The organism is Paraburkholderia piptadeniae, assembly GCF_900007165.1.
In the GTDB taxonomy this organism is placed as follows: Bacteria; Pseudomonadota; Gammaproteobacteria; order Burkholderiales; family Burkholderiaceae; genus Paraburkholderia; species Paraburkholderia piptadeniae.
Map to the genome: position 1 here is coordinate 60,751 of NZ_CYGY02000057.1, position 19,259 is coordinate 80,009.

The 19,259-nt window shown below is 65.4% G+C and carries 19 protein-coding genes and 1 pseudogene; 11 read left to right on the forward strand and 9 right to left on the reverse strand.

Annotated elements, in window-relative coordinates; genetic code table 11:
* The first annotated feature begins 31 nt into the window (after positions 1-31).
* Together BN2476_RS28580 and msrA are read left to right on the forward strand one after the other, a co-directional pair.
* Positions 32-1,891 (forward strand): cytochrome c biogenesis protein DipZ, encoded by a 1,860-nt coding sequence (locus tag BN2476_RS28580; protein WP_087737579.1) that lies wholly within the window; start codon positions 32-34, stop codon positions 1,889-1,891.
* A 57-nt stretch (positions 1,892-1,948) separates the two neighbouring features.
* Complete coding sequence (msrA, locus tag BN2476_RS28585; protein WP_087737580.1) at positions 1,949-2,698, forward strand: peptide-methionine (S)-S-oxide reductase MsrA; 750 nt, start codon at positions 1,949-1,951, stop codon at positions 2,696-2,698.
* Between the two features lie 4 nt (positions 2,699-2,702).
* Here msrA and BN2476_RS28590 read toward each other — a convergent pair whose 3' ends face one another.
* The 3 genes from BN2476_RS28590 to BN2476_RS28600 all read right to left on the reverse strand — a co-directional run bounded on the left by BN2476_RS28590 (position 2,703) and on the right by BN2476_RS28600 (position 5,443).
* Positions 2,703-3,641 carry an aldo/keto reductase gene (locus BN2476_RS28590; protein ID WP_087737581.1) on the reverse strand — a complete coding sequence of 313 codons (939 nt, stop codon included), beginning with the start codon at positions 3,639-3,641 and terminating at the stop codon, positions 2,703-2,705.
* Between the two features lie 45 nt (positions 3,642-3,686).
* A complete protein-coding gene (locus tag BN2476_RS28595; RefSeq protein WP_087737582.1) occupies positions 3,687-4,088 on the reverse strand; it encodes a RidA family protein in 402 nt (133 codons plus the stop codon).
* Between the two features lie 209 nt (positions 4,089-4,297).
* A complete protein-coding gene (locus tag BN2476_RS28600; protein ID WP_087737583.1) occupies positions 4,298-5,443 on the reverse strand; it encodes an MBL fold metallo-hydrolase in 1,146 nt (381 codons plus the stop codon).
* Between the two features lie 83 nt (positions 5,444-5,526).
* Between BN2476_RS28600 and BN2476_RS28605 the strand changes: the two genes are divergently transcribed.
* Positions 5,527-6,168, forward strand: a complete 642-nt coding sequence (locus BN2476_RS28605) for a TetR/AcrR family transcriptional regulator (RefSeq protein ID WP_087737584.1) — start codon at positions 5,527-5,529, stop codon at positions 6,166-6,168.
* A gap of 28 nt (positions 6,169-6,196) precedes the next feature.
* On the opposite strand, the pseudogene BN2476_RS48545 reads toward BN2476_RS28605, so the two are convergent.
* Positions 6,197-6,316 (reverse strand): annotated as a pseudogene (locus BN2476_RS48545) (glycosyltransferase); the annotation flags it as partial.
* Between the two features lie 130 nt (positions 6,317-6,446).
* A complete protein-coding gene (locus tag BN2476_RS28615; protein WP_087737603.1) occupies positions 6,447-7,592 on the reverse strand; it encodes an acyl-CoA dehydrogenase family protein in 1,146 nt (381 codons plus the stop codon).
* Between the two features lie 260 nt (positions 7,593-7,852).
* Between BN2476_RS28615 and BN2476_RS28620 the strand changes: the two genes are divergently transcribed.
* From BN2476_RS28620 to BN2476_RS46625, 5 genes are all read left to right on the forward strand, one after another.
* The gene (locus tag BN2476_RS28620) at positions 7,853-9,427 is read left to right on the forward strand and encodes an FAD-dependent oxidoreductase (RefSeq protein WP_087737586.1); all 1,575 of its coding nucleotides are present in this window, start codon (positions 7,853-7,855) and stop codon (positions 9,425-9,427) included.
* Positions 9,428-9,434: 7 nt separating this feature from the next.
* Positions 9,435-9,857 (forward strand): hypothetical protein, encoded by a 423-nt coding sequence (locus tag BN2476_RS46620; protein WP_160111767.1) that lies wholly within the window; start codon positions 9,435-9,437, stop codon positions 9,855-9,857.
* Positions 9,854-12,031, forward strand: a complete 2,178-nt coding sequence (locus BN2476_RS28625) for a VTT domain-containing protein (RefSeq protein WP_087737587.1) — start codon at positions 9,854-9,856, stop codon at positions 12,029-12,031. The genes BN2476_RS46620 and BN2476_RS28625 overlap by 4 nt, the downstream gene beginning before the upstream one ends.
* A complete protein-coding gene (locus BN2476_RS28630) occupies positions 12,028-12,795 on the forward strand; it encodes an endonuclease/exonuclease/phosphatase family protein (RefSeq protein ID WP_087737588.1) in 768 nt (255 codons plus the stop codon). Before BN2476_RS28625 ends, BN2476_RS28630 begins: the two co-directional genes overlap by 4 nt.
* Before the next feature lie 71 nt (positions 12,796-12,866).
* Complete coding sequence (locus BN2476_RS46625; protein ID WP_160111768.1) at positions 12,867-13,022, forward strand: hypothetical protein; 156 nt, start codon at positions 12,867-12,869, stop codon at positions 13,020-13,022.
* A 227-nt stretch (positions 13,023-13,249) separates the two neighbouring features.
* Here BN2476_RS46625 and BN2476_RS28640 read toward each other — a convergent pair whose 3' ends face one another.
* Together BN2476_RS28640 and BN2476_RS28645 are read right to left on the reverse strand one after the other, a co-directional pair.
* Positions 13,250-13,852: a hypothetical protein gene (locus BN2476_RS28640; RefSeq protein WP_087737590.1), complete on the reverse strand. Its 603-nt coding sequence runs from the start codon at positions 13,850-13,852 to the stop codon at positions 13,250-13,252.
* A gap of 125 nt (positions 13,853-13,977) precedes the next feature.
* Positions 13,978-14,370, reverse strand: coding sequence for a chemotaxis protein (locus BN2476_RS28645; protein WP_235850999.1), 393 nt, complete (start codon positions 14,368-14,370; stop codon positions 13,978-13,980).
* Positions 14,371-14,536: 166 nt separating this feature from the next.
* On the opposite strand from BN2476_RS28645, the gene BN2476_RS28650 reads away from it, so the two are divergent.
* Positions 14,537-15,301, forward strand: a complete 765-nt coding sequence (locus tag BN2476_RS28650; RefSeq protein ID WP_087737604.1) for a UdgX family uracil-DNA binding protein — start codon at positions 14,537-14,539, stop codon at positions 15,299-15,301.
* A gap of 134 nt (positions 15,302-15,435) precedes the next feature.
* On the opposite strand, the gene BN2476_RS28655 is transcribed toward BN2476_RS28650, so the two are convergent.
* Positions 15,436-15,957: an Lrp/AsnC family transcriptional regulator gene (locus BN2476_RS28655; protein ID WP_087737591.1), complete on the reverse strand. Its 522-nt coding sequence runs from the start codon at positions 15,955-15,957 to the stop codon at positions 15,436-15,438.
* A gap of 174 nt (positions 15,958-16,131) precedes the next feature.
* Here BN2476_RS28655 and BN2476_RS28660 point away from each other — a divergent pair, with 174 nt between their 5' ends.
* Complete coding sequence (locus BN2476_RS28660; protein ID WP_087737592.1) at positions 16,132-17,148, forward strand: 1-aminocyclopropane-1-carboxylate deaminase; 1,017 nt, start codon at positions 16,132-16,134, stop codon at positions 17,146-17,148.
* Positions 17,149-17,236: 88 nt separating this feature from the next.
* Here BN2476_RS28660 and BN2476_RS28665 read toward each other — a convergent pair whose 3' ends face one another.
* The gene (locus BN2476_RS28665) at positions 17,237-18,004 is read right to left on the reverse strand and encodes a DUF4410 domain-containing protein (RefSeq protein ID WP_087737593.1); all 768 of its coding nucleotides are present in this window, start codon (positions 18,002-18,004) and stop codon (positions 17,237-17,239) included.
* A gap of 339 nt (positions 18,005-18,343) precedes the next feature.
* On the opposite strand from BN2476_RS28665, the gene BN2476_RS28670 reads away from it, so the two are divergent.
* Entirely contained in the window at positions 18,344-19,159 is an 816-nt protein-coding gene (locus BN2476_RS28670; protein ID WP_087737594.1) for an NAD-dependent epimerase/dehydratase family protein, read from the forward strand.
* Positions 19,160-19,259: the final 100 nt, after the last annotated feature.

Here is a 19,259-nt window from a genome sequence, read left to right on the forward strand (position 1 = left end):
TTCATTCCGCACGATCCATCGGCCAACCATCATGCTACTCATCGTTCTTGCTTACCTTGGCGGCGCGCTCACGATCCTGAGTCCGTGCATCCTGCCCGTGCTGCCTTTCGTTTTCGCGCGCGCCGACCAGCCGTTCTCGCGCAGCGGCCTGCCGCTGCTCGGCGGCATGGCGCTCACGTTCGCGCTCGTCGCGACGCTCGCGGCGATCGGCGGCGGCTGGGTCACGCAAGCGAACCAGTACGGCCGCTGGGCCGCGATCGTGCTGCTCGGCGTGTTTGGCCTGACGCTGCTGATGCCGCGTCTCGCCGATCGCCTGATGCACCCGCTCGTCAGCGCGGGCAACCGGCTCTCCGCGCTGGCCCAGTCCGATGGGCAAAAACCGCGCATCGGTTCGTCGTTTCTGCTCGGCATCGCGACGGGCCTGCTGTGGGCGCCGTGCGCCGGCCCCATCCTCGGTCTTGTGCTGACGGGCGCGGCGTTGCGCGGCGCGAGCGTGGGCACCACGCTGCTGCTGTTCGCCTATGCGGCGGGCGCGGCGACGTCGCTCGCCGTTGCATTGCTGATCGGCGGGCGCGTTTTCACTGCGATGAAGCGCTCGCTCGGCGCGGGCGAATGGGTGCGGCGTGGCATCGGCGCAGCGATGCTGGCGGGCGTCGCCGCGATTGCGCTCGGCTTCGATACGGGCGTGCTCGCCCGCGTGTCGACGGTCGCGACGGGCGGCCTCGAACAGCGTCTCGTCGACACGCTCTCGCCCTCCAAAGGCACCGGCAACGCGATGCAATCCGCGAATGCCACGAACGGCACGAACGCGACGAACGCAATGCAACCCGCCGCCGACGCTTCGAACGCAAAGCCAGGCGAAACCAATGAAGCCGCGACGGGCGCGATGATGCGCGCGTCCGCGCCAGCCGCGCCGCTTCCCGTCGAAGGCACGCTGCCGCCGCTGACGGGCGCCGTGCAATGGCTGAACTCGCCGCCGCTCACAACTGAACAGTTGCGCGGCAAGGTCGTGTTGATCGACTTCTGGACGTATTCGTGCATCAACTGCCTGCGCACGCTGCCGTATGTGAAGGCGTGGTCGCAGAAGTACCGTGACATGGGGCTCGTCGTGATCGGCGTGCATGCGCCGGAGTTCGCATTCGAGCGCAATATCGACAACGTGAAGAAGGCGTCGCACGATCTCGGCGTCGATTACCCGATCGCGATCGACAACAACTATGCGATCTGGCGCGCGTTCGGCAACCAGTATTGGCCCGCGCACTATTTCGTCGATGCGCAGGGGCGCATTCGCCATCATCATTTCGGCGAAGGCGAATACGAGCAATCGGAGAAAGTGATCCAGCAACTGCTCGCGGAAGCAGGCCATCCCGACGCGATGAAAGTGACGACGGGTCTCCCGCAGCGTGCCAATGGCGTCGAGGCAGCCGCCGACGGCAACGACATGCAGTCGCCGGAAACGTACATCGGCTATGAACGCGCCGAGAACTTCGTGTCGCCGGGCGGCGAGGCGGCGGACCGCGCGCATGCATATGCCGCGCCGTCGAACCTCGGCGTGAACGACTGGGGGCTCGCGGGCACGTGGAAAGTGGGCGCCGAGCACGCGACGCTCGCCGCGCCTGACGGACGCATCGTCTACCGCTTCCATGCGCGCGACCTGCATCTGGTGCTCGGCCCGGGCGCCGACGGCAAGCCGGTGCGCTTTCGCGTGACGATCGACGGCGCCGCTCCCGGCGACGCGCGCGGCACCGACGTGAAAGCCGACGGCACGGGCGTCGTTACCGAACAGCGGCTGTATCAGCTCGTGCGTCAATCGGGCGACGTGGCCGACCACACGTTCGCGATCGAGTTTCTCGATCCCGGTGTCGAAGCCTACGCGTTCACGTTCGGCTGATCACGCAGCGCATCTATGGACCAATCGCCAGCAACGCGTATTCGAGGACCTCTCACCATGAACATGACATTCATCACCCGCGCATTCGGCTGGACCCGCACATCGACGGGCCGGGTGATCGCGCTGATCGCGCTCGGCGCGGGCGCGGTCGCCTGGCAGCACGTCGCATCGGCGGAACAGGCGGTCAGGATTCCGCCGCCCGCGCAGGACGAAAAAGTCGCCGGCGCGCACACGGAGACGGCCGTCTTCGCAGGCGGCTGCTTCTGGGGCGTCCAGGGCGTGTACGAGCACGTGAAGGGCGTGAAGCAGGTCGCGTCCGGCTATTCGGGCGGCGCGGCGGGCACCGCGCAGTACGAGACCGTCAGCGGCGGCGACACGGGGCACGCGGAGTCGGTGAGCATCACGTATGACCCGACGCAGATCACCTATGGCCGCCTGCTGCAGATCTTCTTTTCGGTCGTCCACAATCCGACCGAGCTGAACTACCAGGGCCCCGATCACGGCACGCAGTACCGGTCGGCCGTGTTTCCGCAAAACGCGCAGCAACGCGCGATCGCGCAGGCCTACATCGCGCAGCTGAACAGCGCGAAAGTGTTCTCCGCGCCGATCGTCACGCGAGTCGAGGAATTCAAGGGCTTCTATCCCGCCGAGGCGTATCACCAGAATTTCCTCGTGCGGCATCCGGACTATCCGTACATCGCGATCAACGATCTGCCGAAGATCGACGAGCTGAAGCAGATGTTCCCCGATGTCTATCGCAACGACCCTGTGTTGCTGAAGGCGTCCGCGTCCTCGTCCGCATCGTGAGACTTCAGGCGCCGACAGCTTCGACGATCCGCTTGCACATCGCCTTGTCGGGATACGGTCCGACGCCCGCGTGAACGTTGTCGGTCATGTATTCGGGCCGGCCCGTGCCCGGAATCACGACGGTCACGGCGGGCTGCGCGAGCACGAATTTCAGCAGGATCTGCGCCCATGTCGCGCAGCCGATATCGGCGGCCCACGCGGGCACCCGCTGCTTCATCACGCGCGACAGCAGCCCGCCCCCGCCGAACGGCTGATTGATCACGACGCCGATGCCCAGATCGTGCGCGAGCGGCAGGATGCGCGCTTCGGCGTCGCGGTCATCGGCGGCGTAGTTGATCTGCACGAAGTCGGGCTTCTCGCTGCGCATCACGCTCGCGACTTCGTCGAAAGCGCTCGACGTGTAGTGCGTGATGCCGATATAGCGGATGCGTCCGCGCGCTTTCCAGTCGCGCAGCGTCGCAATCTGCGTGCGCCAGTCGACGAGGTTGTGCACCTGCATCAGGTCGATGCGCGGCTGCTGCAGGCGACGCATCGACTCCTCCATTTGCGCGATGCCCGCCTCGCGGCCCTGCGTCCACACCTTGGTCGCGACGAAGGCCTTGCGATGCGCGTCGAGCCGCGTGAGCAGCGTGCCCGCGACGCCTGCCGACGAACCGTACATCGGCGACGAATCGATGACCGAGCCGCCCGCCGCGAACAGCACGTTCAGCACTTGCGCGAGCCGCGCCTGGCCGTTCGCATCGTCGCCGACATCGAACGTGCGCCACGTGCCGCAGCCGACGACGGGCAACGCTTCGCCCGTCGACGGAATCGCGCGGCGCTCGATGCGCGGCAGCGGCGCTTGCTGCGCGTGGGCAAATGACGGCATGGACATGGCGAGCGGCAGCGTCAGCGCGCGCAGCAGGAAATCGCGCCGCGCGGACGGTTCGACGGAAGCGGACATCGGCTGTCTCGGCTGTAGCGAAGCGCTGCGTGTTTCAGCCCGGCATCAACCCGGACGGCGCGCGATGAAATCGATTTCGACGAGCGCATCGCGCGCGAGTCCCGTCACGCCGACGCAGGTCCGCGCCGGCAGGCGGCCCGGCGGAAAATGCGCGGCGTAGACGGCGTTCATCGTCGCGTAGTCGCGCTTGAACTCGGTCAGGAAGATACGCGCCGATACGACATGCTCCAGCCCCAGACCGATGCCCTTGAGCACCAGCACGAGGTTGTCCATCACGCGTTTGGTCTGCGCGGCGACGCCTTCGGGCAAGGGCGCTGCATCGTCGTCGGGCGACGTGGGCATCTGACCCGTGACGAACACCCAGCCGCCCGATTCCGTCGCGTGTGAAAACGGGCCGACGGGCGTCGGCGCGCCTTCGACCATCCAGAACTGCGTGGTTTCGCTCATCTGATGACGCTCCGTAGACATTGAAGACTTGCGCATCCATCGCAATGGCGCGCGCACGAGGAGACTGAGGCGATACCTTAGCGCGCTTCGACGGACGCTGCATGAGCCTGTGCGCAAACGGACCCGATACTCGCCTGACAAAAGAAGAGGCGCCTCTCTTTGCAGAAAAGGCGCCTCGCTTTACGGCCGTTATGCGTCGCGGCCCAACGTCATGTATTGCTCTGCCCCGCCGGCCTGCACGCCACGCGTCGGCGCGATGGCTTGCGCACATCGGCCACTTCGACGACTTCGACGACTTCGACGACTTCGCGCCACCAGCGCTCGCCCCGATGCGGCGACGCCAGATGGAGCCGTTCGCCCATGCGCGGCGTCGCGAGCGCAATGCCGCGCGCGGCGGCGAGTCCGACGACGCGCTCGAACGGCTCCTGCCAGCGATGCATCGCCAGATCGAACGTGCCGTTGTGAATGGGGACGAGCCAGCGGCCGCGCAGATCGATATGCGCCTGCACGGTATCGTCGGGCTGCATGTGGACGTACGGCCATTGCGCGTCGTACGCGCCCGTTTCGAGCAAGGTCACGTCGAACGGGCCGAGCCGCTCGCCGATCGTCTTGAAGCCGTCGAAGTAGCCGGTGTCGCCGCTGAAGAACACGCGCAGGTCGCCATCGACGATCACCCACGACGCCCACAGCGTGCTGTTGCCGTCGAACAGGCTGCGTCCCGAGAAGTGCTGCGCGGGCGTCGCCGTGAACTGCACGCCGTCGATCTCGACACCCTGCCACCAGTCGAACTGCCGCACCTTCGACGCATCGATGCCCCACTCGATCAGCCGGTCGCCGACGCCGAGCGGCGTCAGAAACACGCCCGTCGTTTCGGCGAGTGCGAGCACCGTCTCGCGATCCAGATGGTCGTAGTGATCGTGCGAAAGAATCACGCCGCGCAACGGCGGCAACGCGTCGCGTGCGATGGGCGGCGCATGGAAGCGCTTCGGCCCCATTCTTTTGAACGGCGACGCGCGCTCCGCGAAGACGGGGTCGGTCAGCCAGAACTGGCCGCGCAGCTTGAGCAGCAGCGTCGAATGGCCGAGCCGGAAGAGACTCCTGTCGTGCGCGGCATCGAGGTCCGCGCGCGTCAGCCGATCGACGGGGAGCGGACCGGCAGGCGCGGTGCCGTCGGGCTTGTTGAGCAGCACGTTCCACATGATGCGCAGCGTCTTGCGCAACCCTTGCTCGGGCCGCGGCTCGACGTTGCGAAAGCGCTGCCCGTCGTGTTGCGGCGACATGCTGGACAGCGCGCGCCCGCGCTCTGCCGCCGCGAAACCCAGAATCTGACTGATGTGGCCGATGATCGAGTTCATTCGAAGCGTCATGTAGTCAAAGGTAGACTGCACAGTGTAGTTTATTATCTCGAAAAGTAAACCCGCCGGTGTAAAATCGAGCGATGGACGACAGCGCCACCCCACAACGTCTGACCGATCGCAAGCGCGCGGCCGTGATCGAAGCGGCCATCGACGAATTTCGCGCAGCCGGTTTCGAGGCCACCAGCATGGACCGCATTGCGGCGCGCGCGAGCGTGTCGAAGCGCACGGTCTACAACCATTTCCCCAGCAAGGAAGCGCTCTTCGCGGCGATTCTTCAACAGCTATGGGACGCGAGCGCGGCGGGCGAATCGCCCGGCTATCGCGCGGACGCACCGCTGCGACCGCAACTGATCGAGTTGCTTGCGCAGAAGATGCGGCTACTGAGCGACGAGGCGTTCATGTCGCTTGCGCGCGTCGCGATCGCGGCGGGCATTCATTCGCCGGAGCGCGCGCGGGACATGGTCGCGCGCATCGGGGAGCGCGAAGAAGGACTGACCGTCTGGATACGCGCGGCGGCCGCCGATGGCCGCCTCGCGGCGCATGATCCCGCATTCGCTGCGCACCAGCTTCAAAGCCTCGTGAAGGGCTTCGCGTTCTGGCCTCAGGTGACGATGGGACAGCCGCCGCTGACGGCCGCCGAGCAGAAGACGATTGCGGAGACCTCGGCCGACATGTTTCTCGCGCGCTATGCGGCGGCTGGAACGGCCGGCTCCGATCGATAACGCCTGAGCCGCACAACGCAACGCGTGTTCACGGAGCGGCAAGCGCAGTCAGCGTATCTCCGAACCCGCCCCTCACTCGCGACGCGATCCGCGCGCTCGTCACCACGCGCGGCACTGCGCTCCACGCGATGCGCACGCCCGTCGCGACGCGGATTCGCGCGATGAACCTGTCGATGGCCGTCGGGGTTCGCGTACGCGCGAGAACGCATCGTGCGTCATCGTTTGTATCGCGGCTAATGTGCGCTTCGTTCGTGCTCGATTCACACCTCATTCACGCTTCATTCGTGAGCGAGCTTCCTGTGCTCGCCCGCGTCTTCGTCATCGAGCAGCGTCTTCCCCAACGCGCTTTCATCGCGTTCCGTATGGCTTTGCCGCAGGAATATGGGCAGATCGGCGATCGCATGCGCGAACCATCCGTTTGTGCAGAACGGCACCGCGCCGAGCGCGCGCAACACGTGCTCCATCACCTGCCCGGCCGCCTGTTCGACGGCGACACGCACGCGCAGCGCGCATTGCTGCGCGTCATCGCGCGGATGTTCGTCGATCCATGCAGCCGACTCGCGCAACAGCGCAGCGACGGTGGACAGTTCGGCGTCGACGGTGGCGAGATGCGCGCGCGCACGCGGATCGGCGTGGCGCCTGACGCTGTCGCGCAGCACCGACGCGAGCGCCGCTGCACACCCATACCAGCACGCGGCGATACCCGCGCCACCGCGCCAGAAGCCGGGACGCGCGAGATACGCACCCGCCTCGCCGACCTGCACGGCGCGCGCGCCGTCGAAGCGCACCGCGCCCGTGCCCGTCGCGCGCATGCCGACGGCTTGCCAGCCGCTGATATGGACCGTGATCGCGGGTTGCGACAGTTCGACGGCGGCCAACACCGGCTCGCCGCCGCGCCATGCCGTCACCAGCGCATGCGTCACGTGCTGCGCGCCCGAGCACCACGGCTTGATGCCTTCGAGTGTCAACGCGTCGCCGCCCGCATTTCGCGCGATCAGTTTGCGGTTGGGCGGCTCGGCGGCCCACACGGCCCAGCTGCCCTCATCGGCGAGATCGGCGCGTTGCAGTTCCGCGAGAATCGCGAGCGCATCGGTGTGGCCTTCGTAGAGCTTCACGAGCGACAGGTCGCAGGCCGCGACGGCCGCGAGTCCGCGCCAGCGCGTCGCCGTTTCGCCACGCCCCGGAAGCGGCAGCCAGTCCATGCCGCGAGCGCGCAGCGCATCGAGCGTGGCGGCCCGGCGCGCGGAATTCTCATCGGCATAGCGCACGGTCGCGAGATAGCGCTCCAGCGCGGGCACGAGCGCATAGCGCACGGGCGGCTCGGAGTCGGCGTCCGGTTCGTCGTCGTTCAGGCGCAGTCCGCTGTTGATGTACCACGCAGCGGGCGCGGCGCGCCGCAACGGATCGTGGCCGATGTCGTTCATCTGTTCCTCCGTGGCAAAACCTGGCGACGGCATCGCGCAGGTGTTGGCGTTCACCCGACAAATGCCGGCGCTAGCGAACTCCATGCAAGCGATGTGCCCATCTTGCGCGTGCGTGGTGATCGCGATGACGTGCGTGCGTCGTGCTGCATTCGCACATGCATGCCCGCTGCGCATTCGAATCTTGTACGGCATGGCGCTTGCGTAAAGCAAGTGGATCGACGCATCGCACCGCTGCGCCGCGGACCCGAACGAGGAAAACGATGACTCATACCAGCGACATGCAGAAGGTGGCCCGGCTCTCCGATCTCGCTAGCGGCATGAAACGCGTCGACGCAAATGGCACGCCGATTTTGCTGATCCGTTCAGGCAAAACCGTGCATGCACTTAGCGCGGAATGTCCGCATGCAGGCGCGCCGCTCGAAGAGGGCACGCTCTGCGATGGGCGACTGGTGTGTCCATGGCACAAGGCGACGTTCGACATCGCGAGCGGCGCGATCATCGAGCCGCCCGCGCTGCTGCCGCTGACGCGCTATCCCGTGCGTCTCGCACATGACGATGTGCTCGTCAGCAGCACGCCGGAGCCTCAACCGAACGCGCCTTCGGCCTCTGCATCTTCCGACAAACGTACATTCGCGATCGTCGGCGCGGGCGCGGCGGGCGCCGCTGCGTGTGCCGCGCTGCGCGAATTCGGCTTTGCGGGACGCATCGTGCTGATCGACCGCGAGCCGCGCACGCCCTACGACCGCACGGTGCTGAGCAAATTCGTGCCGTCCGGCGAAATGCCGCCCGACGACATTCCGCCGCTCTTGCCCGACGATTTCTTCGCAACGCATTCGATCGAAGCGATTCAGGCCGATGTCAGGACGCTCGATGCAAGCGCGCGGCGCATCGACATCGGCAGTGCGCCGTCGATTCGCTACGACGCGGCACTCGTCGCAACGGGCGGCGTGCCGAAGCGTCCCTCGTTGCAAGGCATCGACGACGATGGTGTAGCGGCGCGGATTCGTCTGCTGCGCAATCGCGACGATGCGCGAAAGCTCGTCGAAACGGCCGCGCAATGCGATCACGCCCTCGTATTGGGCGCGAGCTTCATCGGGCTCGAAGTGGCATCGGCGCTGCGCGAGCGCAAGCTGCGCGTGACGGTCGTTTCACCCGGAAACGTGCCCTTCGAGAAACAGTTCGGCCCGGATCTCGGCAGGCTTTTCATGCGGCTGCACGAAGTGCATGGCGTGCGCTTCCGCATGGGACGCCGCGCGCAGGCCGTCGAGCGCAGCGACGCCGACGATGGCGCGTTGCGCGTCACGCTCGATAACCGCGATACCTTGTCGTGCGATTTCATCGTCGTCGGGATGGGCGTTACGCCCGCGACGGGTTTCATCGAGGGCGTGACGCGCAACGACGACGGGAGCCTCAATGCCGATGCGTCGATGCGTGTCGCGGACGGTCTCTACGCAGCAGGCGATGTCGCGCGCTTCGAATTGCAGGCGCTCGGCGGCGAACGCGTGCGAATCGAACACTGGCGCGTCGCGCAACAGCATGCCCGCCTCGCCGCGCGCGCAATGCTGGGTCTGCCCCCAGGCGAACCGCTCGTGCCCTTCTTCTGGACCTATCACTTCGGCAAGAACTTCAACTATCTCGGCCACGCGCGGCATTGGAACGAGACGATCTTCACGGGTACGCCCGATACGTTCGAATTCATCGCGTTGCTCGCCGAAAAAGGAAAACTGGTTGCCGCGTTGGGCTGCAACCGCGACGGGCAGATCGGCGCGCTGGGTGAAGCGATGCGCAAACCGCTGGACATCGGGGACGCGATCAGGCTTGCGGAATCGCCGTGATGGCTACGTGGGATTCCTGCTGCTGCTTGCGCCGCTTCTGGAAGATCTACATGCCCGGCTGAAAGCTTTTCATGCGGCGCCAGGTTGCCCGTGGCGCCGCTCATCGCGCGCTGTTTCGTCACGGTTGACGCTGCCCGCCCTGATGCGGAGGCGGCTTTTGATTTTGCTGTTGCTGACCGCCATCGCGATTCGGTTGGCGCGGATTCGCGGGTTGGTTCTGTGTCGACTTCTGATTCACGTGCGACCTCCTTTCGTTGGTTGCTGCTATGTGCTTTTTGTGTTGCGGCAAGCGGCGTTCCTGTCATGCGCACCGTCATGTACGTCGTCGCAAAGCAGCGTAGTGGAGGAACGGGATTTGCTTGATCCGATGACGTTTCATGACCCGCAATACGAAGCGAGGGTTTCAGCAAAACGCACAGCGCACCGATGAATCAGGCCCTCAACGTCACACCACGATTGCCCTCTCGACACGGCGCACGCTCGCTGCTGCGTCCCACGCGCAACTGCCAGCAGCGGGAAAAAGCCGACCACTTCCGCGTCCTGATCGACGCCGCCGACTACTTCTCGACGCTGCGGGCCGCGATGACGCGCGCGAACCACTCGATCTACATCGTCGGATGGGATATCGACAGCCGCCTGAAACTCGTCCCCGGCGAGCCGCAGGACGATCTGCCCGCAGGGCTCGCGGATTTCCTCTGCGCACTCGCGGAAGAGAACCGCCACTTGCGCATCCATATTCTCGCGTGGGACTTCGCGATGCTCTACGCGTTCGAACGCGAATGGCTCCCCGCGTACAAGATGGGCTGGCGCACGCATCGGCGCATCCGCTTTCGCCAGGACGGGCGCCATCCGCTTGGCGCGTCGCATCATCAGAAGATCGTCGTCATCGATGACGCGCTCGCGTTCGCGGGCGGCATCGACCTCACGCGTTCGCGCTGGGACACGCCCGCGCACGCCCCGGACGCGCCGCTGCGCCGCAATGCCGACGATGCGCGCTATCAGCCGATGCACGACGTGCAGGCGATGTTCGACGGCGATGCCGCGCGCGCCATCGGCGTGCTCGTACGCGAGCGCTGGCAGCGCGCGACGGGCAAGCCGCTCGACCTCTCGCACACGTCGATGCATGACGCGCACGAAGCGAACGATCGCGCGGACATCTGGCCCGCCGATGTCCTCCCCGATATCGAAGAAGTCGAGCTCGGTATCTCGCTGACGGAGCCCGCGTTCGAGGGAAGGCCCGTCGTCTCGCAGATCCAGCGGCTGTATCTCGATGCGATCGCGGCCGCGACACGCAGCGTCTACATCGAGAACCAGTACTTCACTGCGAGCCGGGTCGGCGCGAGCCTCGCTGCGCGTCTTGCCGACAGTGACGGCCCGGACATCGCCGTGGTCGGCCCCGAGCGGCAAAGCGGCTGGCTTCAGGACGCGACGATGGGCGTGCTGCGCGCGAAGCTTCACGAATCGCTGAAGCGCGCCGACGGCCACGGACGTTACGCGATGTACGCGCCGACCATCGGCGGCATCGGCGGACAGATCATCAACGTGCACAGCAAGCTGATGATCGTCGACGACGAACTGCTGATCGTCGGCAGCGCGAACCTGAACAACCGCTCGATGGTGCTCGACACCGAATGCAACATCGCACTCGACGCGTGCGGCGAGCCACGCGTGCAGGCGGCCATCGCGTCGGTGCGCAACCGCCTGCTTGCCGAGCATCTCGACGTGTCGCCCGGCGACGTGCGACGCGCCCTCGACACGCAGCGACTCAACGAAGCCATCGCCGCGCTGCGCCACGGCAAGCGCACGCTGATGCGGCTCGATCCCGTCGTGTCCGGCGACCTCGAAGATCTGGCAGCCCGCGTGTCGGTGCTCGATGCCGAAGCGCCCGTCGCGCCGCATGAGCTCGTGCAGCATTTCCTGCCTGAAGAGCGCAGCCGTCCGCTGACGGGCAAGCTGCTCGCGTTCGGCACGCTGGCGTTGATCGTCGTCGTGCTCGCCGCGCTGTGGCGCTTCACGCCGCTTCGCGACGCGATCAGTTTTTCGGCGCTCGTGCACGGCGCGCAGCAATTGCATGCGTCGCGCCTCGGCCCGCTCGCGATCGTCGCGGTGTATGCGATCGCCGCGAGCGTGTCGGTGCCCGTCACGCTGCTGATCGCCGTCAGCGGCTTCGTGTTCGGCGCGCTCGCGGGCAGCACCTACGCGTTCACGGGCACGATGATCTCGGCGTTCATCACGTATTACGCGGGCGCATCGCTCGGTCACGACGCGGTGCGGCGGCTCGCGGGCAGCCGCCTCAACCGCATCAGCGAAAAGCTCGGCAAAAGAGGGCTCGTCGCGGTGATCGTGCTGCGCGTCGTCCCCGTCGCGCCGTTCACCGTGATCAACCTCGCGGCGGGCGCGTCGCATATCGGGCTGCGCGATTTTCTCGTGGGCACGGCGCTCGGCATGGCGCCCGGCATCGCGCTCGCGACGACCTTCGCGCATCAACTGGTCGCCGCCGTCCGGCATCCGACCGCGGCCGGGCTCGGCCTTGTCGCGTTGATCGGCGCGGCGCTGATCGGGCTGTCGATTGCTTTGCAACGTCTCTTCGCGCACCGCAGATGAACGACACGCACGCCGAAGCGCCCGACGCAGCGCCCCATGTCGACGCGCAGGCGCTGCGTATCGGCACGTACAACATCCACGGCGCGATCGGCACGGACGGCGTGCGTTCGGCCGAGCGGATCGCCGCCGTGGTCCGCGAACTCGACGCGGATGTCGTCGCATTGCAGGAAGTCCCGCTGGGCGGAAGCTTCGCGCCCAATGCGCTGCCGATCTTGCGCGAAACGACGGGGTTGGAGGCCATCGCGGGTCCGACGCTCGATACGCCCGAGCGCCGCTATGGCAACGCGATCCTGAGCCGCCTCCCCATCCGCGCGACACGCGCGCTCGATCTGTCGTTCGGCAGGCGCGAAGCGCGCGGCGCGCTCGATGTCGATGTCGATGTGGAACGAGGCGGCGTGAACGGCCCGCCCGGCGCGCTGCGCGTCGTCGCGACGCACCTGGGCCTGTCGGCGCGCGAACGCCGCGCGCAGATCCGCGCGCTGATCGCCGCGTTCGACACGCCGCGCATGCCTGTGATCCTGATGGGCGACATCAACGAATGGTTCGTCTGGGGCCACGCGCTGCGCATGCTCGTCACGCACTTTCGCGCCGCGCCCGCGCCGCGCACGTTTCCGTCGCGCTTCCCGGTGTTCGCGCTCGACCGCATCTGGATGCATCCTGCGAGCCGCCTGCTCGACGTGCATGTGCATCGCAGCATGCTTGCGCGTGTTGCATCGGATCACTTACCACTGGTCGCGCGGATCGCACGAGAGCATCATGTATAGCCGGCCGGGAGATGCACGCGCGCTGCCTGCTCGCTCTGCCGGTCCGTTCAACTTTCTTCATGGAGCTGCCAATGGTCAGAAAGAATTACGCCCCGGACGAAAACGCCCCGCGCCAACCTTACGCGGACAAGGATGTGGGCGTCGGTATGGGCCGGATACTGCTCGAAGACGATGACGAACTCGAGGACGACCTGGATGATGAAGAAGACGAGGACCAAGGCCGCTGATCCCGCGAGCGGACGAGGCGAAGAGCCGCCTGGCATTGCATCGCTAAACGCGTAAACAATCCGGCTCAGTGACTCCTCATTGACTCGTAATTGCATCGCACTTGCCCTGCACAAGGGCAACGAACGCGGCGAAAGCACAATGAAAGAACGCAGCGCGCGGCATCAAAGCCGCGCGCTGCGTTCGTTTCGTCCATACCGCGGTATTTGACGTTTCGACAGTCCATCTATCACGCGTGCGGTTCGCGCGGCCTGTCCCCGGCAGATCGTTCGGCTTGCACGGGCTGTGGTAGTCGCGTCGGGTCGAAGTCCGCCCAGCGTCCCTGCTGCCAGCGTCCCGTCGCGCGCTCGATCGACGCGCCTCCTGCATCGCGCAGCACTTGCGCCGCCTGCTCCTGCGTTTCCGGCGTCACGTGGACGGCGAGCAGCACGCCGGAGTCGCGCTGCTCGTAATGGACGTGCTCGGGCCGCATGTTCTTGCCGGTGTCGCGCGTCCTGTACATCGCGCCGATCAGCGAGCCGATAAATGCGCCGGCCCCGGCCGCGATCACGGACACCAGCACAGGCGCCGAAAACGCCATAAAAATGCCGACGCCGACGATCGCGCCGATGACAGCGCCGATCGTCACGCCCCCGCCAGCGCCTTTCGGCGCATCGACGGAAGCGGCGTCCGTGTTCTGGTCTCCGCCGAACGGATAGCGCGCGTGCTGCCCGCGCGGATTGACGAAAAACAGCGACACGTCTTCTTCGACGAAACCGGCCCGAAAGAGCCGTTCGGCAGCGGCTTCCCCCGCCGGAAAAGTGGTGAATCGTGCGGCAACGATGAGCGACATGATGCCTCCCTTCTGCCAGACTTCGTTCGGTCAAGGGCGGCGGTGCTTTGCCGTCCTGCTACGCATTGAATTGAGCAAGGCATGCGCCCGCGTGCGCTTACTCGCGGACAACACATTGCGATGCATCACGTCTTTCGCTCGTCCTGCTCGTCATCCGTCTGCGCGTCTTCGACGGAGCCTTCGGCCAGATCGTCCTCGATGCCTCCTTCCGACTCCTCTTCTCCCGTCGCGCCGATGACGCGGTCCACATCGATGTCTTCGTTCTGTTCGAGCGTCGAATCGCCGTCGGCGGATGCGCGTTCGCCCGTGCCGCTACGGTCCGAATCGCTCGACAGTTCGGCGTCGCCAGTTTCGAGCGCGTGATTGTCGAGCTCGTCTTCCTTGTCGAAGTCGTGACGCTTCGCGCCCGTCACGTCGCTGCCGCTATCGGAGGAATCGCTCGGCCCAAGCGATGCATTGTCGTGCCCCGTCTTTCGCACCACGGGACGTCCTTCATCGTCGGGATTCAGTGTGCTCATATCGGCCTCCACAGTGGGTCATGATTCGGGTACTGCTCCCCTCTGTCGTGCCGCAAAAAGCATTCCGCTGCGTTGATCGGCTGTGCGTCGAAGCGTGAATCGAAACGTGAATCGAAACGTGAACTGACACCTGCCTCGCCAAGGAAAGGAACGTCTATTGCTCGCGATGACCCTACATGCAGCGGCCACATCTTCGAACGACGTCATGAGCACTCGCAAGTCCACTTCGCCATCCGATGAAACGGCTCCATCGAAACGCGCTGCGCGCAACGATACAGACGTCGAACCCGATCAGCAGCCCGAGCGCCTTGACGATTGCAGGCGCTGCGCGTTGTGGTCGAAGGCGACGCAAGCTGTCGGCGGCATGGGTCCGAAGCGCGCGCCGATCATGCTCGTCGGCGAGCAGCCGGGCGACATCGAGGACCAGCAGGGCAAGCCGTTCGTCGGCCCCGCCGGCCAGTTGCTCGACGATGCGCTCGAAGAAGCAGGTGTGGCCCGCCACGATGTCTACGTGACCAATGCCGTCAAGCATTTCAAATGGGAGCCGCGTGGCAAGCGCAGGATGCACAAGACACCCGCACAGCGCGAGATCGACGCGTGTCACTACTGGCTGGAGCGTGAGTTGAATTCAGTCGGGCCGCGTGTGATCGTCGCGCTCGGCGCGACCGCATTGAAGGCGATCCTCGATGATCGCGACGCGCGCCTTCAGGCGGTAGTCGGCAAGGTGATCGAGCACGGCGGCCGCCATGTCGTGCCGACCTATCATCCGTCGTTTGCGTTGCGCGCGCCGGATGAAGCGACGCGTCATCGCGCGTATGCGGCGATCGTCGCGGCGTTGTGCGAGGCGGGAACCGTTGCGCATCGGGAAGCCGCGCGAGAGAGCGGCAACGACGAAGAGCACAACGGCAAGACGCCGGATCGCAAGGGATGAACGCCGCGCACTACTCGTGCGAATCGAGCGCGTGCCATCTCGGGACTCGGCAGCGGCCCGGGCATCACGATGTCGCTGAACACGCCGTCGCGGGCATGCCGTTCAAACACGGACGCCACGGCGCTTTGTGTGTATCAAAGCGGGAACCTGGTCGTGGAGAGGATTTCCCTGAGAACCATGAAGCTGCGGATTTGCCGCACGCCGGGCAGATACAGCAATTGCTCGGCGTGCAACCGGTTGAAGCTCTCGCTGTCGCGCGTTCGCACAAGCATGAAATAGTCGAACTCACCCGTGACGACGTGACATTCCATGCAGCCGGACACCTTTTGCGCGGCCTTTTCGAACGCAGCGAAAGTCTCGGGCGTCGAGCGGTCGAGCACGACGCCGATCACCACCAGCATCCCCGCGCCGACCGCTTTCGGATCGAGCAGCGCCACCGTCGCGCGGATCAGCCCCATCTCCTTGAGCCTTTCGACGCGCCGCAAACAGGCGGGCGCGCTCAGCTTCACCTTCGCCGCGAGCGCGACGTTCGAAATCGACGCGTCCTGCTGAAGCTGCTTGAGGATCGCGCGGTCGATGCGATCGAGCTGCGAGAGCGGCGCCGATTCGGTTCGACTTGTTCCTGTACTCGATTTGCGTAATTTTGTTGCGCACATATGCGGTGATGAAAAATAAAAGAATGTCGGTGGCGGTTGTAGCGTTATGAAAGTATCTCCTGCCGTTTTATTTCGCAAGCTCATTTCGCGTGGTCTTTTCTATCATGTCTGTCAGCACGCGGCATCGTTTGCGGCTTCGCCCGCGTGCCCTTCCCAGACCAACGGACCTCGACCATGAACCTGCAACGCTTCCCCCGCTATCCCCTGACCTTCGGGCCGACGCCGATCCAGCCGCTCAAGCGGCTCTCGCAGCATCTCGGCGGCAAGGTCGAGCTTTACGCGAAACGCGAGGACTGCAACAGCGGCCTTGCGTTCGGCGGCAACAAGACGCGCAAGCTCGAATACCTCATCCCCGATGCGCTTGCGCAAGGCTGCGATACGCTCGTGTCGATCGGCGGCATCCAGTCGAACCAGACGCGCCAGGTCGCTGCGGTCGCCGCGCATCTGGGCATGAAGTGCGTGCTCGTGCAGGAGAACTGGGTCAACTACTACGACGCCGTGTATGACCGCGTCGGCAATATCCAGATGTCGCGCATCATGGGCGCCGATGTGCGGCTCGTGCCCGATGGCTTCGACATCGGCATTCGCAAGAGCTGGGAAGAAGCGCTCGACAGCGTGCGCGCCGCGGGCGGCAAGCCGTATGCGATTCCCGCCGGCTGCTCGGAACATCCCCTCGGCGGTCTCGGCTTCGTCGGTTTCGCGGAGGAAGTGCGCCAGCAGGAAGCCGAGCTTGGTTTCAGATTCGACTATATCGTCGTGTGCTCGGTGACGGGCAGCACGCAGGCGGGCATGATCGTCGGCTTCGCGGCGGATGGGCGCGCGGATCGCGTGATCGGCATCGATGCGTCCGCGAAGGCGGAGCAGACGCGCGAGCAGATCACGCGTATCGCAAGGCACACCGCGGAACAGGTCGATCTGGGCCGCGACATCACCGCGCGGGATGTCGTGCTCGATACGCGCTATGGCGGCCCCGAATACGGCCTGCCGAACGAAGGCACACTGGAGGCGATTCGTCTGTGCGCGCGGCTCGAAGGCGTGATGACCGATCCCGTGTACGAAGGCAAGTCGATGCACGGGATGATCGACAAGGTGCGGCGCGGCGAATTTCCGGAAGGCTCGAAGGTGCTGTATGCGCATCTCGGCGGCGTGCCCGCGTTGAGCGCTTATAGCTTCCTGTTCCGCGAGGGCTGATTGCGCGGGTACGCGCAGGCGCCGCGCCTCTGACGAAAAATGGCGATGCCACACGGCATCGCCATTTGTTTTTTGCAACGCGACCCGCTTACTTCACGGTATCGCTCGACATCCATCCTTCCGCGACGCCGATCTGCGCGACCTGCTTCGCGACCGAGTCCGCGAGCTTTTTCGCATCGCTCGTGACGGTGTCGCCCTTGTGCTCCGATCCGACATGCAACGCGCCGCCCGCTGCCGCCGACGTCGCGACATGTCCCGCGACCGCGCCGACGCCCGCCGTTTCCGCGACGCCCGGCATATGGCCGCTGTTGGCATCGGCGTCGAATGTCTGCACGAGTTGCGGCATGCCGCCCGCCGGCTTGTACAGCACCTGCACATGCGCCTTCACTTCGCTCTTGCCCGCACCGAGTCCGATCAGTATGCGGCGGCGATGATCGCCCGCGTCGATCGACGCGACATTGCCCTGCACGATGAGCGCGTTTTCGTTGGCGGGGGGCGGCGCGTCGGTGCGGATCGCGTGCACGCCCATCGATTGCAGCTTCGCGACCACTTCGTCCGTCAGCTCTTCGCCGGCCGCGACGGCTTCTTTCGTCTGCTGCGACGCTTGCGATGAGCCGGAGAAGCTCGCGCTCAGCTTGTGGACGATGCCGCTGTTGTCGAGCTTCACCGCGTCCGGATTGCTCGCGAACGTGTAGACGTAGACGTTCTGCGGGTTCGCTTGCGTGAGCGTCGAATATTGGGCCGTGTTCGTGACACTGGCGGCTGCGCAGCCGCTCAGCAGCATCGCGCTGAATGCGAGCGCAGCCGAAGCGCTGCGGAGGGTCTTGCCACGAACGGAGTGAAGAGAAGCAAACATGTGAAGTCCTGTCATCGGTCAGAAGATTGCGGAGGATCGTCCGATGGCGGGTTGCTTCGCTTGTGGCGGCATCGGCGATTTCACGGTTGCGTGAATCGCCGGTTTCGTTGTGTTCTGCAGCTCAGCACGCGGAACGCAGTATGGGTGTCCGGCAGCGCGAAGGCTATCGATGAATTATGTCGGCTCGTGTCATGGGCCGCCGGGCTTTGCGGGACGGGCTTCGCGGGCCGTTTTCGCGTAGTTTGTTCCGTCGGGCCGATTGCGGCGCGGATGTGTTGTAATACAACTCGTCGCATCGCGAGAAGTACCCTGCTAACTCTTTGCCACAAGGTTTGGACCATGACGAAAAAGATTGCGTTGAGCGGCGCAGGCGGCCAGTTGGGCCGCTTCCTGCGCGTCGCGTTGAACGGGCGCGGCGTTAATCTGCGTTCGGCGGCGGGTTCGCGCGCGCTCGAGCCGCTGTTCGACGGCGAAGACGTGATGCACGGCGATCTGCGCGACCCTGCCGTGGTCGACCGGCTGATGCAGGGCGTCGACGTGCTGATCCATCTGGCGGGCACGAGCGTCGAGCGTCCGCTTGCCGAAATCATCGAGAACAATCTGCGCGCGCTCGTCGAAGTCTATGAAGGCGCGCGCCGCCACGGCGTGAGGCGCATCGCGTTCGCGAGCTCGAATCACGCGATCGGCATGTATCCCGTCGAGGACAAGCTGCCGCTCGACTGTGCATTCCGCCCTGACGGATTTTACGGGCTCAGCAAGGCATGGGGCGAATCGCTTGCGCGCATGTACTGGGACAAGCATGGCATCGAAAGCGTGTGCATCCGCATCGGCAGTTGCATCGAGAAGCCGACCGAGTTCCGGCACCTGAGCACGTGGCTCGGCCATGACGACTTCCTGCATCTGATCGACCGCTGCATCGATGTGCCGGATATCGGCTTCGAGGTGGTCTGGGGTGTGTCGAACAATACGCGCAGCTACTGGGACAATTCAGGCGCGTCGCGTCTCGGCTACCAACCGCGCCAGAACTCGGAAGACTACGCCGCCGAGATTCTCGCGAAGCCGAATCCGCTCGATCCCGTCGCGCGGCGTTTTCAAGGCGGCGGATTCGTCACGATCGACTACACGCCGCCGGAGAAACGCAGCACCGCGCGCTGAGCGATTGTGTGCGCAACGACGGCGATCAATAAAAAAGCGCCGCAAGTGCGGCGCTTTTTACTAGTACGTCAACACCGATCTGCATCAGAACCGGTGCACG